At 59.4% G+C, this 15,951-nt stretch carries 11 protein-coding genes; 9 read left to right on the top strand and 2 right to left on the bottom strand.

The features are described 5' to 3' along the window. Positions 1 to 70 precede the first annotated feature (70 nt). The 8 genes from A3730_RS16600 (at position 71) to A3730_RS16565 (ending at position 12,346) form a co-directional block, all read left to right on the top strand. The gene (locus tag A3730_RS16600) at positions 71 to 1,279 is read left to right on the top strand and encodes an SO2930 family diheme c-type cytochrome (RefSeq protein ID WP_063520614.1); all 1,209 of its coding nucleotides are present in this window, start codon (positions 71 to 73) and stop codon (positions 1,277 to 1,279) included. Between the two features lie 10 nt (positions 1,280 to 1,289). Further along, positions 1,290 to 2,462, top strand: coding sequence for an SO2930 family diheme c-type cytochrome (locus A3730_RS16595; RefSeq protein WP_063520615.1), 1,173 nt, complete (start codon positions 1,290 to 1,292; stop codon positions 2,460 to 2,462). A gap of 273 nt (positions 2,463 to 2,735) precedes the next feature. Further along, positions 2,736 to 7,577: an NAD-glutamate dehydrogenase gene (locus A3730_RS16590; RefSeq protein ID WP_063538482.1), complete on the top strand. Its 4,842-nt coding sequence runs from the start codon at positions 2,736 to 2,738 to the stop codon at positions 7,575 to 7,577. A gap of 92 nt (positions 7,578 to 7,669) precedes the next feature. After that, positions 7,670 to 8,713, top strand: a complete 1,044-nt coding sequence (locus A3730_RS16585; RefSeq protein WP_063519814.1) for a PA0069 family radical SAM protein — start codon at positions 7,670 to 7,672, stop codon at positions 8,711 to 8,713. A gap of 110 nt (positions 8,714 to 8,823) precedes the next feature. Further along, entirely contained in the window at positions 8,824 to 9,585 is a 762-nt protein-coding gene (locus tag A3730_RS16580; protein WP_063538480.1) for an SDR family oxidoreductase, read from the top strand. After that, positions 9,582 to 10,199 carry a TetR/AcrR family transcriptional regulator gene (locus A3730_RS16575; protein WP_063521385.1) on the top strand — a complete coding sequence of 206 codons (618 nt, stop codon included), beginning with the start codon at positions 9,582 to 9,584 and terminating at the stop codon, positions 10,197 to 10,199. Before A3730_RS16580 ends, A3730_RS16575 begins: the two co-directional genes overlap by 4 nt. Positions 10,200 to 10,221: 22 nt before the next feature. Continuing rightward, positions 10,222 to 10,914 carry an alpha/beta family hydrolase gene (locus A3730_RS16570; protein ID WP_063538478.1) on the top strand — a complete coding sequence of 231 codons (693 nt, stop codon included), beginning with the start codon at positions 10,222 to 10,224 and terminating at the stop codon, positions 10,912 to 10,914. A 112-nt stretch (positions 10,915 to 11,026) separates the two neighbouring features. Beyond that, a complete protein-coding gene (locus tag A3730_RS16565) occupies positions 11,027 to 12,346 on the top strand; it encodes a hypothetical protein (RefSeq protein WP_156497071.1) in 1,320 nt (439 codons plus the stop codon). Here A3730_RS16565 and A3730_RS16560 read toward each other — a convergent pair. Both A3730_RS16560 and A3730_RS16555 read right to left on the bottom strand, forming a co-directional pair. After that, positions 12,321 to 13,661 (bottom strand): rhomboid family intramembrane serine protease, encoded by a 1,341-nt coding sequence (locus A3730_RS16560; protein ID WP_063538476.1) that lies wholly within the window; start codon positions 13,659 to 13,661, stop codon positions 12,321 to 12,323. The genes A3730_RS16565 and A3730_RS16560 overlap by 26 nt on opposite strands. A 107-nt stretch (positions 13,662 to 13,768) precedes the next feature. Beyond that, entirely contained in the window at positions 13,769 to 14,236 is a 468-nt protein-coding gene (locus A3730_RS16555) for a hotdog fold domain-containing protein (protein WP_063520433.1), read from the bottom strand. 142 nt (positions 14,237 to 14,378) lie between these two features. Between A3730_RS16555 and A3730_RS16550 the strand changes: the two genes are divergently transcribed. Next, positions 14,379 to 15,951: DUF748 domain-containing protein (locus A3730_RS16550; RefSeq protein ID WP_156501229.1), on the top strand; the 1,573-nt coding region annotated here is incomplete at its 3' end.

Below are 15,951 nucleotides of genomic sequence, written 5' to 3'. Positions count from 1 at the left end.
CCTTTGTTTATCTTTTCTACCTGTCTGATTTCGGGGCGGCTTGTCGCCGCCCCGAAACAGGAGTTATGACATGAAAACCTTGATGCAGATTTCTCTGCTTTCTACCGCCGCGGTGCTGGTTGCCTGTGGCGGCGGTGGCGGTAGTAGCGGCGGTGGAGGTGCTGGTAATGGTGGCGGCGATCCGGTCGCCAGGAACTGCCAGATCAGTGACAGCGCTGAAGTAAACTGGGAGGCACTGGAAAACGACAACCTGGAAAAGCTGTCGGATTACAACCTTTTTGCCAGCAGCTGTGATCCCACCCAGGATGCCCATGGTGGCATCCCTTATGATTTGAATACGCCTTTGTTCTCCGATTACACCAGCAAATACCGGTTTGTATTTGTGCCGGATGGACAGAGTGCGACCTATAAGGAAAACGACGTTTTTGACTTCCCGGTGGGCACCGTCATTACCAAGACCTTTGCCCTGCCGGCGGATACCGCTTACCGGGGTTATGATCCGGAGACAAAGACAGAAACCCTTCTGGAAACCCGCTTGCTGATTCATCGTGCTGGCGGCTGGACCGCGCTGCCTTATGTGTGGAACGCAGACGGCACCGAGGCGACCTACCGGGTTCAGGGGGCACAGTTGCCCGCGACACTGGTGCACAACGGAGCCCAGGAATCCTTCACCTATTCCGTGCCCGACAAGGCGCAGTGCAAGCAGTGCCACAGCCATGATACCGGCGACACCAATGTGTTTATTCCCATCGGCCCCAAGGCTCGCCATCTCAATGGCGACATGGACTATGGCAGTGGCCCGGAAAACCAGCTGAGTCACTGGAGCGACGCGGGTATTCTCAGCGGCCTGCCGGCTCTGGATCAGGTAGACAAGGTGCCGAGCTACCACGATGCTGATGCGGGCTTGATCAGTGGTTATAGCGATGAACAACTGATGGCGGCGGCAAAAGGCTACCTGGACGTGAATTGTTCACACTGCCACGGCGTTGGTGGGACGGCGGCCTACACCGGTTTGCAGCTGGAGTTCTGGCGCGACTATGACACTGAGAAAGAGAAGCACGGTGTCTGCAAAGGCCCCATCGCCTACGACCAGGGTGAAATGACCTACGACGTGGTGCCGGGTAACGCAGACGAATCGATCCTGCATTTCCGCATGGATACCACCAACCCGCAGGACAGCATGCCGCGCCTTGGCCGTGCGCTGATCCATGAGGAAGGTGTTGCCCTGGTGAAGGCCTGGATCAACAGCCTGCCTGACGCGTCCTGTTCCTCCAAGTGAGGTCGATGCAGTGAAAGCAAGAAACGGGCTGTATTGCCTCTTGTTATTGCTGCTGACGGCTTGTGGTGGCAGTGGTGGCGGTAGTGATACGGCCGCCACCACGCCGGAGCCCGAGCCGGATACTACCGACCCGCGCTGTCTTGCCGACAGCAACGGGCCGAACTGGCAGGCGCTGGCAGAAGTGAATTGCCCACGCCTGTCCCAGTATCAACTGTTTTCTGATGGCCGTGATCCTCGTGTGGGCCCCACTGGGCCGGGGCTACCATTTGCCCCGGCCAGTGGCCTTTTTAGTGATCACGCCACCAAGTATCGGTTTGTTTTTCTGCCCGAGGGGAGCGCGGCACAATACCGTGACACTTTTGGGCTGGTATTCCCGGTGGGCACCGTGATGGCGAAAACCTTCGCCTTGCCGGTCAGCGCTGCCGGGGGCGATGACCGCCTGATGGAAACCCGCCTGTTGATCCACCGGGCCTCCGGCTGGGTGGGGTTGCCGTATCAGTGGCAAGCGGATGGCCAGGATGCCACGCTGGCACGGACCGGCAAGGTAATCGACACCTATGTCATGGTCGACGGTGTGCAGCAGGATTTCCGCTACCAGATCCCCGATGTGCTGACTTGCCGCAAGTGTCACCAGGGCCGCACTGACAATGAAGTGATGACCCCGCTGGGCACAACGGCTCGTCAGTTGAATCATGATTTTCCCTATGCCGGTGGAACCAAAAACCAGCTGGTTTACTGGCAGGACAACGGCATGCTGGCTGATGCGCCAGCCCCGGCAAGCTGGCCCCGCGCCGTGGATTGGCAAGACACCGACGAACCGCTGGCCCTGCGTGTGCGCTCCTACCTGGATACCAACTGCAGCCACTGTCACAGCGATGTGGGCAGCGGCGCGCTGTCGGGCCTGCGGCTGGAAATGTGGCGAGATCCTACCGATTACCTCTATGGCATCTGCAACCGGGCGCAGGGGTATTACGGGGGGCCGTTGGGCCTCACCTACGATATCGTGCCCGGCAACGCGGCTGACTCGGTGTTGCCGTTCCGGCTGGGTGCCCAGCGCCATACCGATAATGCCAAGGATATGATGCCGCCGCTGGGCCGCAGCCTGGCAGACCACGATGCGGTCGCACTGGTGCGCCAGTGGATTGATGCGATGCCCGCGAAAGACTGCGCCACCCTGGATTAAGCTCCATCCACCCCCACTGAGCTCCACTCCTTTCCCTTATCCTGCGAAACTTTTCCGTGTTGTCATCCTGTTGTCCCGCTGGAATGATTTGATGATTGAAATAGCAGACTGGTATTGATCGCGGCCACCGGTATAGAGTGAGCGAAAGGGCCTGCGGGGCGTGCCCGGCCGGCCTGGTGAAAGCCCGGAGAGCGTGACCGCTCACGTGATCCGGTTTTGCGTAGTAACTGTGCAGTGTAACTTTGCAGAGTCACAAGGACGCCGGAGGTTTCGATGCAGGATGACATCGCTCAACGCCAGGCACTGTTGCAGGCCCAGCTGGAAGGGCAGGTCACTGCCCACATCGGTGCTGACCACCAGTCTCTGTTTCGCAGTTTTCTCGCTGCCTATTATGAAATGAGCAGTCTGGCCGCGTTGACGGCCCGGCCGCCGGAACAACTCTTCCATATCGCCCAGCAGCATTGGCTGATGGCGCACCAGCGCCACCCCGGCGAAACCCTGATTCACCTGAAGCCTCCCTGTCGCCCCGGCGGCCTTGCCGCGTTGCGCACCGTTACCGATGACGTCCCCTTTCTGGTGGATTCGGTTGCCATGGCCGTGCGCGATGCCGGCACCGCCATCGACTGGACCGTGCACCCGGTCATTCAGGTGCGACGCGATGCCCATGGTCACCTGACCCAGGTCACGGGGGTGGGTGATGGCGAGCAGCCGGCGGAGTCCATGATCTACGTGGAATTCGAACCGTTGGCAGACGACGAGGATTATGCCCGCCTGCAGGACATTCTCGAGCGCGTGTTGGGTGATTTACGCGTGGTGGTGGACGACTTCGAGCCCATGCTCGACAACCTGGAAGCGACCCGCAGCAACCTGTCGGCCAGTTACCCGGAGCGGGATCAGCAGGAGTTACAGGAAGCCACCGGCTTTATCGAATGGTTGTCCGAAGATCACTTTACCTTTCTGGGATATGCCCGCTCCGAAGCGAAAACGGTGGACGGTGGCATGCAGCTGCATCTGGTGGACGAGGCCGGCCTTGGTCTGGCGCGCCCCGGCAGCCCTTACGCCAACGCGGATGAATTTATTGCGCCCCATGAGGAAATGGCCAAATACATCCGCCATGGTCGTCTGGTGGTCGTGACCAAAGCCAATGTGCGTTCACCCATTCATCATCCGCACTACATGGATGTGGTGTCCGTGAAACGCCTGGCCGCTGATGGTTCGGTGGAAGGCACCGACCGCTATATCGGGCTGTTTTCCCTGGATGCCTACATCAATCGTCCCCGGGACATTCCTCTGATTCGCCGCAAGGTGAATTACGTGCTGGATCGTTCCCGGTTGCCGGAACGCTCGCATTCCGGCAAGCATCTGCGCGATATCATTTACCAGCTTCCCCGCGATGAGCTGTTCCAGTGTAGCGAGGAAGAGCTGTACGACATCTGCATGGGCATTCGCGCTCTGCGTGATCGTCATCATCTGCGGGTATTCATGCGCCGGGACCGCTATGGGCGTTTTTATTCGTGCATGATTTACCTGAGCCGCGAACGCTACTCCCGGGAATTGCGCGACAAGGTCACCGCCGAACTGATGACGCTGTGCAACGGTCGCTCCGTGGAACGCACCGTGGATTTCCTCCGCGAAGGGCTGGCCCGGATTCACTGCATTGTGCGTATTCCCCAAGGCACACAGCTGGCCATGACCGACAGCCAGGTGGAGCAACGGCTGATTGAAATTACCCGCTCCTGGTCGGACCAGTTACGGGAAGTGTTGCGCGAAAGTGGCTACCAGGATGAGCAGGGCGACAAGGTGGGCAGCCGGGCCGATGACGGGGCTGCCCTGGCCCTGCGTTACGGTGACGCCTTTCCCTTGGGTTACCGGGAAGCACACAGTGCCGTGGAAGCCGCCGCCGACCTGCAATACCTGACGCAGTTGTCTGCCGCCCAACCGGTGCTGCCCAGCCTGGCCATTACCGATGCTGATGGCGCGGCATGCCCGACCAGCCTGCGTCTTTATAGCCTGAATAATCCCATTGGTTTGTCCGATGTGCTGCCGGCACTGGAAAATTTCGGTTTGCGGGTGGTGCGCCAGAACCCCACCCGGGTGACGCCCCGTGATGGCGAACCCCGCTGGATTCAGGTTTTCGACGTGCAGGTCCACGGGGAGTGTTCCCTGGGGCCGGCCCAGCAGAAACGCTACTTCGAAGATGCCTTCCTGCAATGCTGGAATGGCCATACGGAAAATGACGGCCTGAATCGACTGGTGTTGCTGGCGGGCCTGAATGCCCGCCAGGTGGTGTGCCTGCGCACCCTGACCAAATACCTGATTCAAACCGGCTTGCCGTATTCGCAGAACTACATGGAAGAGTTGCTGGCGGAACATGCGCGCATTGCCCGTTTGCTGGTGCAGCTTTTCGAAACCCGCTTTGACCCGCAGTTGACTGACAGCCGTCGTGATAATGAAGGGCTGAAACTGGCACAGAACCTGGATCATGAACTCGATGGCGTAGCGTCCCTGGATGCGGACCGCGTGCTACGGGCGTTCCTGAGTGTGGTGCGTGCCGGCCTGCGTACCAACTTCTATCAGCAGGATGCGGGCGGCCACGACAAAGCCTATGTCAGCCTGAAGCTCGATCCGAAGAAAGTGTCGGAGTTGCCGCCGCCATTACCCATGTACGAAACCTTTGTGTATTCGCCCACCATGGAAGGCATTCACTTGCGCGGTGGGCCGGTGGCCCGTGGCGGCCTGCGCTGGTCCGACCGGCGCGAGGATTTCCGCACCGAGGTGCTGGGCCTGGTCAAGGCGCAAATGGTCAAGAACGCCATCATTGTGCCGGTGGGGGCCAAGGGCGGTTTTGTGGTGAAAGGCGGTACGCCGGGTGACCGGGAGGCGTGGCAACAGCAAGGTATTGCCTGCTACAAGGAGTTCATCCGTGGCCTGCTGGACATCACCGACAATCGCGAAGGCGACGCGATTGTGGCGCCGGAGCAGGTGGTCCGCCACGACGGGGATGATCCCTACCTGGTAGTGGCGGCGGACAAGGGCACCGCGACCTTCTCGGATATTGCCAATGGCCTGGCCGATGAATACGGCTTCTGGCTGGGCGATGCGTTTGCCTCTGGCGGCAGTGCCGGTTACGACCACAAGCAAATGGGGATTACGGCACGGGGCGCGTGGGAAAGCGTCAAGCGTCACTTCCGGGAACAGGACAAGGATATCCAGACGCAGCCGTTTACCGTGGTGGGGATCGGCGACATGGGCGGCGATGTGTTTGGCAACGGCATGCTGTTGTCGGACCAGATTCAATTAGTCGCGGCCTTCAATCACCTGCACATCTTTATTGACCCAAACCCGGACCCGGCGGCCTCCTTTGCCGAGCGCCAGCGCCTGTTCACCACCAGGGGCGCCACCTGGGATGATTTCGACCGCGAGGCCATGTCCGAGGGCGGCGGTGTCTGGTCGCGCAGCGCCAAGAGCATCGAGCTCAGTGAGCTGGCCTGCCAGGCGCTGGGTATCAGTGAACGGACACTGACCCCGGCCGAATTGATCATGGCGATTCTCAAGGCGCCGGTGGAACTGCTCTGGAACGGCGGTATCGGCACCTATGTAAAAGGCAGCAACGAAAGCCATGCCCAGGTCGGCGACCGGGCCAATGACGCCATCCGCGTGAACGGCAAGGAACTGCGCTGCCAGGTCGTGGGTGAGGGCGGTAACCTGGGGCTCACGCAACTGGGGCGCATTGAATTTGCGCTCAATGGTGGGCGGATCAATACCGACGCCATTGATAACTCCGGCGGTGTGCACAGCTCTGACCGGGAAGTGAATATCAAGATTCCGCTTAACCAGCGTTTGCGTGACGGGCGGCTGGATCGCGATACCCGCGACCCCTTGCTGGTGCGCATGACCGACGATGTGGCTGATGCGGTACTGCGCGATAATTACGTGCAGAGCCTGGCGCTAAGCCTGCTGGAATATAACGCCGCATCGCGGCTGGATGAGCACGCCAACCACCTGCGTACGCTGGAGCGCCAGGCCATGCTGGTGCGCACGGTGGAATACCTGCCGGATGACGAATCACTGAGCGAACGTCGCACCCGCGGCAAAGGGCTGACCCGGCCGGAATTGTCGGTGTTGTTGTCCTATACCAAGAATGCGCTGTTCGATGCCTTGCTGACGTCGGACGTTCCCGATGATGCTTTCTTTGATCAGGACGTGCTGCACTACTTTCCGCAGGAACTGGTGGAATCCTTCGGCGATGATCTGCTCAACCATGGCCTGCGCCGGGAGTTGATTGCCACGGTGCTGGCCAACGCGGTGGTCAACCGGATGGGGTTTGCCTTTGTTCATCGGTATGCGGATGAGCATGGCTTGTCGTTGCACCGTTTGGTGAAGGCCTACGCCATGGCCCATGCGGTGTTCGATGGCGACCTGTATTGGGCGCCGGTGGATGGCCTGGACGGGCGCGTGGACAGCCAGGTGCAGCTACGGCTTTATGGCCGGGTGATCGGCTTGATGAAGCACGTGACCACCTGGTTGATTCATTACAAGTGGGGGCGGCGTCCGGTGGCAGAAGCGGTGGCTCGCTACCGCAAGGCCATTGCCGAACTGGAGAGCATGTTGCCGGAAGCACTGCCGGGCAGTTATCGGCAGGAATGGGATCAGGCCGTGGAGGGCATGAAAGACGATGGCGTGCCCGAGAAAGAAGCCAAACTGTTGGCCAACACCATGGTGCTGGGGTCTGCCCCGGATATTGTCGAGCTTGCTTCGCTAGCCCAGGTGCCGCTGAAGCTGGCGGCGGAAGTGTACTTTCTGGTGGGCGACAAGCTGCAGATTCTGTGGCTGCTGTCGTCGATTCTGGATCTGTCTGTGCAGGATCGCTGGCAAGCGCTGGCTCGTGCCAACCTGCGTGAGGATTCCTACCGCCTGCACCGGCAAGTGGCCGCCAAGGTGTTGGAGTACGATGGCGATACCGCCGCCGCGCGCTTTGCCGCCTGGGAAGAAAAATCCCGTCGCAAGGTGGCCTTCGGCATTCACCGTTTACAAACCTTGCAGGCAGATGGCCCCCACGACTTCATGACGCTGGCGGTGGGGGTACGGGAGTTGCGTAAACTGCGAAGTTTGTAAGTCGCAGAAGTCGGTACCACACGGAATGCACTTGAGTTGGCTGGCCTCCGCGTATACTGTACAAAAAGACAGTATACGCGGAGGTGAAGTTTATGCGCGCAGCGAACCGGGGCACCCTGAGCCAGCTACCTGGCCGTTTTGCCGTCAGCCATTGTGAATCGGATAGCCCTCCGGTGAGCCGGCCTACTCGCTATCATCGCGAAAAAGCCAGCAGCATCATCATGACCAACCGCAGTCCGGACCTGCCCTTCGAGCAAAGTATCAATCCCTATCGGGGCTGCGAACATGGTTGCATCTATTGCTATGCCCGTCCCAACCATGCCTATGTGGACTTATCACCCGGTCAGGATTTCGAGAGCGAGATTTTCTGCAAGGACAATGCCGCGGAGGTGCTTCGCGACAGCCTTCGCAAACCGTCTTACCGCTGCCGTCCCATTGTGCTTGGCACGGTCACCGACCCTTACCAGCCCATTGAGCGAGAGCGGCGCATTACCCGCGAGCTGTTGCAGGTGTTGGTAGATTGCCAGCACCCCTTCAGCCTGATTACCAAAAGCACTATGGTACTGCGGGACCTGGACCTGATTGCGCCCATGGCTCGGGCCGGGCGTGCCTCGGTGGCGGTTTCGGTCACCACGCTGGATAACCGCCTGAAAGGCGAATTGGAGCCCCGTGCCAGCGGCGGCAAGGAGCGGCTGAAAGTAATTCGCGAACTCAGCCGTGCCGGCGTGCCGGTAACGGTGCTGGTCGCGCCGGTGATTCCCTTCATTAATGACCATGAGCTGGAAGACATTGTGCATCAGGTGGCCATGGCAGGCGCCCAGCAGGCAGGTTATGTGGTGCTGCGCTTACCCCATGAAGTGGGGCCGCTGTGGCAGGAATGGCTCGCAGACCATTACCCGGATCGGGCCGAGAAGGTCATGTCGGTAATGCGCGATCTGCATGGCGGCGCCATTTATGACAGTCGCTGGCACCAACGTCAGAGCGGGCAGGGTGCCTGGGCGCATCTGTTGCGTCAGCGTTTTGACTCCGCCTGCCGCAGTGCCGGGCTGGTGGATAGGGAGTCGCTGGATCTGGACACGGGCGGCTTTGTGCCACCCGGGCCCCATGGGCAGCTGAGTCTGTGGGGGGCTGTTTAGTAACTCCGGGTTATTTAGCTTTGTCGATCTTTCCTTTACTTTAGTGACCAATGGTTACTAATTTGCATTGACGGTGCGCCCGCTTCCGGTGTGCCTGACAGGAGAGTCCGATGAAAGCGGTATTGATTACCGGTGCCAGCGCCGGTATTGGTGAGGAGTTTGCTCGCCAGTTGGCCACCCAGGGGTACAACCTGGTGCTGGCGGCGCGGCGGCTGGATCGATTGGAAACATTGGCCAGTGAGTTGCGCCAGCGCCATAACTTGGAGGTCATGTGTATCGCCTCCGACCTGGCCCAGGCCGGTGCGGCAGAAAAACTGGTAGCGGATATGGCTGCCCAGAAGGTGGAACTGACCGGCTTGATCAACAATGCCGGCTTTGGCGACCGGGGCGATTTTTCCGATCTGCCACTGCAGCGTCAGCTGGATATGATACAGGTGAATGTGACCGCACTGGTGGATCTGACCTGGCGGTTGATGCCACAGCTGAAAACGGCCAGAGATGCTTTTGTGATTAATGTGGCGTCCACTGCGGCGTTCCAGGCCGGCCCGAACATGAGTATCTATTACGCCTCCAAAGCGTTTGTGCTGTCGTTTTCGGAAGGCCTGCATGAAGAGCTGAAAAAAGAGGGCGTGGCGGTGAGTGCGCTTTGCCCCGGTGCCACCGCGTCCGAGTTTGCCCAGGAAGCCAACATGACCAACACCTTGCTCTTCAAGGCAGGCACCATGACCACCGAAGCGGTGGTTAGCAAGGCGCTGGCCGGACGCCACCGCGCAATTGTGATTCCTGGCCTGAAGAACCTGTTGATGGTGTGGCTCGGCAAGCTCTCGCCCCGTATGATTACCCGCCGACTGGCTGGATTGTTACAAGCGTGAATTCTTGTCCTTTTCAACGTGCCCGTTCCCCGGAACAGAAGGCGGAGCGGCGCGCACAAATTCTGGAGGCAGCGGCCCTGTTTTTTGCCGAGCAGCGGTTCGCGGCCATCAGCCTGGCGGCTATCGCCCGCCAGTCCGGTGTGACCAAGGCAGCGTTGTACCGGTATTTCCCTTCTAAAGAAGCGCTGTTTCTGGCGCTCTATCTGAGTGAACTGGATGCCATGGTTGAGGCGCCTCTACCGCAGGAGGGGCCGGCCTGGGCAGCAATCAGTGAGTTACTGATTGCCCGCCCATTGTTCTGCCGGTTGACCTCTATTCTGCATACCGTGCTGGAACACAATCTGGATGAATCACAGGCACGGGAATTCAAGCAGGCCCTGCTGGCATGCTTTGCGCAGCTGGCCGCACGCTTGCAGCGCGACTTTGCCCTGGAGGGAGATCAGGCCATACGTTTCCTGATGCAGGTGCAGCAATCGGTGATAGGTTGCTGGGCGGTGAGTCAACCGGCACCGGTGGTGGCCAGCGTGATCAAGGCGCCCCCGCTGGATGTGTTTCAGGTGGAGTTCGGGGATGCACTGCGTACCCAGCTACGAGCGTTGCAGGCCGCGTTATAACTCTTTGCCAGGGAGCGCCGGTATGGCTGAACGGTTTGGTGTGGATTGTCTCTATGATCGGGCAGAGAAGCCTGTTGCAGTGTTGCTGCTGGCACATGGTGCCGGTGCTGCGATGGACAGCGATTTCATGAACACCATGGCCGCAGCGTTGGCGTCGCATTCCGTGGCGGTGTTGCGCTTTGAGTTTCCCTACATGCAGCGCCGTCGTGAGGAGCAACGACAATTCCCGCCGGACCGCGCACCCAAGTTGCTGGCGGCGTTTGCCGAGCGTGTCAGAGAAGCCCGGGCACTGGCGGCTGAATTGTCTGAGACTCCCGATGGCGCGCTGCCACTGTGGATCGGCGGCAAATCCATGGGCGGACGCATGGCCTCCATGCTGGCCGCTGAGGGCAATGGTGTGGCCGCGCTGGATGTGGCTGGCGTAATTGCGCTGGGCTACCCCTTTCATCCGCCCGGGAAACCGGAGAAAACCCGCATTGATCACTTGCCGGCGCTGACGGCCCCCATGCTGGTCTGCCAGGGCGAGCGGGACCCCTTTGGTAAACCGGACGAGGTGGCAGGTTATGGCCTGCCGGAGCGGGTGCAATTACACTGGCTACCCAGTGGCGATCATGATTTCAAACCGCTGAAACGCAGTGGATTGCAACAACAGGACCTGATCATTAAAGCTGCAAGAGCGGCGGCAACGTTTATGGGTTCTGTGTCGTTTCAATAAGGATTGCTAAAAAACAGGAAGTGGGGGAAACATGGAAGTGTGTGGGTATCACCGTGAGCGGCCGGGCAGCTGGCGCTGCTCTGGTTGTAGCACGTTTTATTGCGGGCAATGTGTGCCCGGAGGGGAAGACAATTTCAAGGCGGGTCAGCCCCGTTGTCTGTTGTGCAGCCAGAGTCTGGAGTGGCAGGGCGACGGTGAACCCGGTACGCCTTTCTGGCAGCGCTCCGGTGATATTCTGCGTTATGGTTTCAAGCCGCCAGCCGTGTGGCTGATCCTGGCCGTGGGCGCGGCCAGCGTGCTGCCCATGGGGTTGCTGACCGGTCTGTTGCTGCTGTTTCTTAGCTTGATGCTAACCGTCTATGCGCTTTTTGTGATTGCCGCTGTGGCAGCTGACGAATGGCAACCGCCTTCACCTTTGGACGTGATGTCGGAAGGCGGATTGTTGTTAAAGCAGATTGCATTAATGGTGGTGCTGTTTGTGGGGCCGGTCCTGTTAATGCCTTCTTCGGTGGTGCTGGGGATGGGGCTATTGGCGCTGGCCGCGCTGGTATTGCCTGCTGCGCTGATGATCCTGGCCGTAAGCCACTCATTGGGTGCTGCCCTGAATCCGCTGCGTTGGTTGCAACTGATTGTGACCGTTGGTGTTTCCTATTTATTGCTGTGGTTTGCGGTAATGGCGGTCACTGCTGCCCCGTCGATCCTGGAAACTGGCAACGCCCCTGTCTTGTTCATGTTTCTGGGCACCTGTTTTTCTGTGTACACCACGCTTGTGGCGGCGGCCATGATGGGCGCGCTGTTGAACGAGAAAGCGCGTGCTCTGGGGTTGGCCTGGGATGAGCCACGCGGGCGCTCCCTGTCAGCGGATGATTTCGAAGTGGCGGAGTCCATCGGTGCTGCCCATGTGTATGCGCAGGAAGGCCGCTTTGAGGATGCGCTCAAGGGAGTAAACCGGGGGCTTGCCAGTGCACCGCTCCATCAGGATCTGAACTGGCGGCGGTTGCGGTTACTGCATTTGCTGAAAAAGGAGAAACCCTGGGAGCAGCATCTGGTGCGGTTTTTACGTCAGCAGTTGAGTCGTGGCATGGAAGGGTCTGCGGTGCAAATCTGGCTGGAAGCGCTTCAACAGCGGCCGGGTTTTCGTTTTGATGACGACCCCGCATTGTGCCTGTCGCTGGCCCGTGCGCTGCACGAACGTGGCCGCTTGAAAGACGCCCAGCATGTATTGATGAATCTGCACCAGCGCGCGCCGGATTTTCGCCAGCTTGGGGATGCTTATGTATTGCTGGCGCAGTTATATCTGGAACACCAGGCTGATCTGGTCCGTGCGGGAAAGTTGCTGCAGTTTGTGTCCCGCCGGTTTCCCGAACAGTTCAACAGCCAGACGGGGCAGCAAACACAGTCCATGTTCAAGCGTTTGCAAGCTTCTGGCTAAGGGCTTCCAGGCGGGGATGTTGCCAGTCGCTGGCTTGCAGGGCTGTTAAAATAGCGGTGGCCTTGTGACGCTGTTTCTGTCGCCAGGCCAGCTCCGCCAGCAGTAATTGATAGGGCGCCGGCAAGGTATGGACCTGGCCGCCCAGTGTTTCAAATTCCTTCCACACCTGACCAAGCAGGGCGTCACTGCCGGGCTGTTCGCGCAGCGCCTTGATGCTCTCCATCATGGCGCCAGGCAATTGCTGAACGCGCGCCCCCATTTCCAGGAAAAAGCACCATTGGGGCAAGCTGGTGGGGGTGCTGTTCAGTTGTTGGCGACAGTGTGCCTGAGCGTCAGAGAAGCGTAGTTGCTCGGCCAGTTGTTGGCTCAGCCTGGGCACGGGAGCCTGACGAAGCGTATCTCGGGCGGCGCCCTTATGGGTGTCAGATGCTGCCTTTTGGGGCCGGGTATAGGGCAGGCAAAATGCAATTGCCAGGCCGGTGAGTAGCCCGCCAGCGTGGGCCATATAGGCCACGTTGGTCTGGGCGGTGGCGGCTTGCACCAGCTCCCAGCCCAGCCAGACCGGGAATAGCACCAATGCCGGTGCGCGGAAACTGCCGAATAAAAAACCCAGACTGTAGAAAAACTCCAGCCGCTGCAGACGGTAGGTGCCGACAAATAACCCCATAAGCCCGGAGATAGCGCCGGAGGCACCGACCAGCGGGATACCACTGTGTGGGTCTTTGGCAATAAACAGCAAGGCGGCGCCAACGCCGCTGATCAAGTACGCGCCGATGAAGCGCAGGCTGCCCCAGTGGCGCTCCATGGCGATGCCGAAGACAATCAGAAACAGCATATTGCCGAGCAGATGAAACCAGCTGCCGTGCATGAACTGAGAGCTTAGCAGGGTGGTGAGGCTCATTTCATTGGGGATCAGCCCCCATCGCATGGTGGAGTCGTCAGCCAGCCAGCTATCCAGCTTCTGCCGCAGGTTCCGCCATTGAGTAGGGGGAGGCTGTTGTTGCCACTGCTGCTGCACATAGAGTGCGAATTCCCTGTCATACCAGCCGAATGACCACATTAGATCCGGGCCACGGCTATCCATGGCGATGGCATCGGCGTAGCGGTTGCTGTCCTTGTGCATCAACCATTGCAGCAGCAGGGAGGCCTCATGGTCTGCCAGCCGGCTTTCCTGTTCTGCTGTCAGTGGTTCGTCACGCTGGTAATCACGGTGGGTGGTCCAGGCGTAAATGAGGGTGTTGATCAGGATCAGCAGAATGCAGACCCACGGTGTGGTGCGGCGACTGTCCTTGTCACCAATTGGTACGATTAGCATTATTCTTGTCCCCTTCTATCCCGGCTCCAGTGTACCGCAACGGCAGGAAGGGTGAAGCCAGGTCGAGAGAAGCCGGGTTGTGACCGGGGACAGGAAGGGCGCTGGCCTTACTTCTGCGGCTTTTCGCTAATCCACAGGTTGATGGTGCCTTCGACCACCACGGTGCCGTCATCGCGCATGGCTTTTACCGTCACAGGCAGGTTACCGGGCTTCCAGTCTTCCGGGCTGGCTTCGGCGGTGGCGGTGATATCGGTAGTGGCCTTGGCGGTGTAGTTCACGTTCATACCTTTGGGGATCCAGCGCAGGTGCTTGGGCACGGAGGCTTCGGCCATGGCGCCCATGGCGCACTCCAGTGCGTTGCAGATGGCGATGACGTGGACGGTCTGGATGTGGTTTTCCACCCCTTTGCGTTTCTTAAACGTAACCTCACAGAAATTCGGACGCAATTCAGAGATAGTGGGCGTGATAGTCGCGAAGTACGGTGCTTTGCGGCTGAAGACCATGGAGAAAAGCTTGCGACCGGCGGGCAGCTTCAAGGCTTTTTCGTACATGTTCAGCAGGTAGTTATTACTCATGGGGCGGGCTCCTGAAATCAATGGCCACATTCTCCACAGCCGGGGGAGCGCTGCAATGGGTTTTGGGGCGCCACGGCCCGGCCCAACTGCTACCATGGCGTCAGGATTTCAACATCAGCGGCATCAGTGAGAGGGGACGGGCGTGAAAGTCACACAGGCATGGAAGCGCAGTAGCTGGAAGATCAAGACACTGTTCATTCTGGTCAGCCTCTATCTGTTATACGTACTGCTGGGCTTTTTTGTTGCTCCCGGTCTGGTGCGTGACAATGCCCGCGATGCGCTGGCCGAGTTGACCGGCCGTGAAGTGGTGATCAGCGAGGTGAAGATCAATCCACTGGCGTTGAGTGCCACGGTGAACGGGTTCACCATCAACGATGAACAAACTGATGTCCTGTTGGGGCTCAACCAGCTTTATGTGAATTTCGAAATGTCGTCGCTGTTTCGCTGGAGTTGGCACTTCAGGCAGGTGGATCTTGATGGTTTGACGGTGCGTGCCCAGCGCAATCCGGGTTCTGTTTTCAACTTTGACGATGTGATTGCGCATATAGAGGCGCAATTAGCGGACAGTGCCGATGACGTCGAGCCTGAGCCAGCTGCGGAGGACGATGGCGCATTGCCCAATATTTCTGTGGGTGCATTGGCCCTGACCAATGGTGATTTGCGCTACACCGAAGCGGCGGGCAAGGAACCTCATCAATTGGTGCTGCCGGTTGCTTTTACGGTGACCAATTTTTCCACTGTCGCGAAAGGGGAAAACCAGAACGGTTATGCCATTCGCTTGGAGGGGCCGGATGGCGGTGCATTCGATTGGGATGGGCGCTTTGAATTCTCGCCCTTTCTGGCCCAGGGCCGCTTGAGTATTGAGAAAGTGGACCTGGTGTCACTGGCAAAACTGGCCCGTGACGAGGTGCGTTTTACCGTGCCATCCGGTGAACTGGATCTGCAGACAGATTACCTGTTCACCACGGAGCCGGGCACCCGGGTGGTAGTGAGCAATGGTGAGCTGACCTTGCGTGCATTGCAGATTCAGAAACCCGGTGAAGAGGTGCCCAGTGTCAGCGTGCCAGCGTTGACCGTGACGGGAATTGCCGTGGACAGCGAGAAGCAGGAAATCACCTTGCCGGAGGTGAGCCTCAGCCAGCCTGAAGTGAATGCGGTCCTGGCTGCCGACGGGCTGGATCTCGCCACCTTGTTCCTGCCGGTGGACCCGGAAGAAGCGGAGCAGCGCAAACAGGAAGTGAAGGAAAAAGCGCAGGAAGCGGCCGATCGAATTAAAGAGGCCGAAACGGTTTGGGTGACGAATCTGGGAACGCTGAAAGTGGATGGCAATACGTTCCGCTTCACTGACCGTACCTTGAATCCGCCGCAAACGGTGAGCCTGACCGAGGGTGAATTCACGCTGAAGAATCTCATCCTGGGTGAAGAAGCCACCTTTACCTGGGAGGGCAAGGCCCAGATTCAGGAGCAAGGCGCGTTGACGCACTCCGGTGAGGGCCAGTTGGCGCCGTTGTCGGTGACCGCCAAGGCAGCGCTGGCCGGGCTGCCGTTGGCGCCGTTGTCGCCCTGGCTGGAGCGTGAAGCGCCGCTGAAAGTGGCTAGCGGTCAGCTGGATCTGGATTTGCAGTCTGCGGTGAAAGGCGATGGCCCGGATATTACCGTGAATGGCAGCGCCAGCATGGCCGGTTTCAATTTGCTGGAAGGCGGTCGACCTCTTA

The sequence above is a fragment of the Alcanivorax sp. HI0044 genome (assembly GCF_001634945.1).
The sequence above is the reverse complement of the archived record's forward strand: the minus strand, read 5'-3'. Positions and strand labels throughout refer to the sequence as shown.

Excerpts from the sequence above, each read along its gene's own strand:
- A3730_RS16555 (WP_063520433.1), bottom strand. The coding sequence starts at position 14,236 with ATGAGTAATAACTACCTGCTGAACATGTACGAAAAAGCCTTGAAGCTG.
- A3730_RS16580 (WP_063538480.1), top strand. The coding sequence starts at position 8,824 with ATGAAAGCGGTATTGATTACCGGTGCCAGCGCCGGTATTGGTGAGGAG.
- A3730_RS16570 (WP_063538478.1), top strand. The coding sequence starts at position 10,222 with ATGGCTGAACGGTTTGGTGTGGATTGTCTCTATGATCGGGCAGAGAAG.
- A3730_RS16585 (WP_063519814.1), top strand. The coding sequence starts at position 7,670 with ATGCGCGCAGCGAACCGGGGCACCCTGAGCCAGCTACCTGGCCGTTTT.
- A3730_RS16560 (WP_063538476.1), bottom strand. The coding sequence starts at position 13,661 with ATGCTAATCGTACCAATTGGTGACAAGGACAGTCGCCGCACCACACCG.
- A3730_RS16600 (WP_063520614.1), top strand. The coding sequence starts at position 71 with ATGAAAACCTTGATGCAGATTTCTCTGCTTTCTACCGCCGCGGTGCTG.
- A3730_RS16590 (WP_063538482.1), top strand. The coding sequence starts at position 2,736 with ATGCAGGATGACATCGCTCAACGCCAGGCACTGTTGCAGGCCCAGCTG.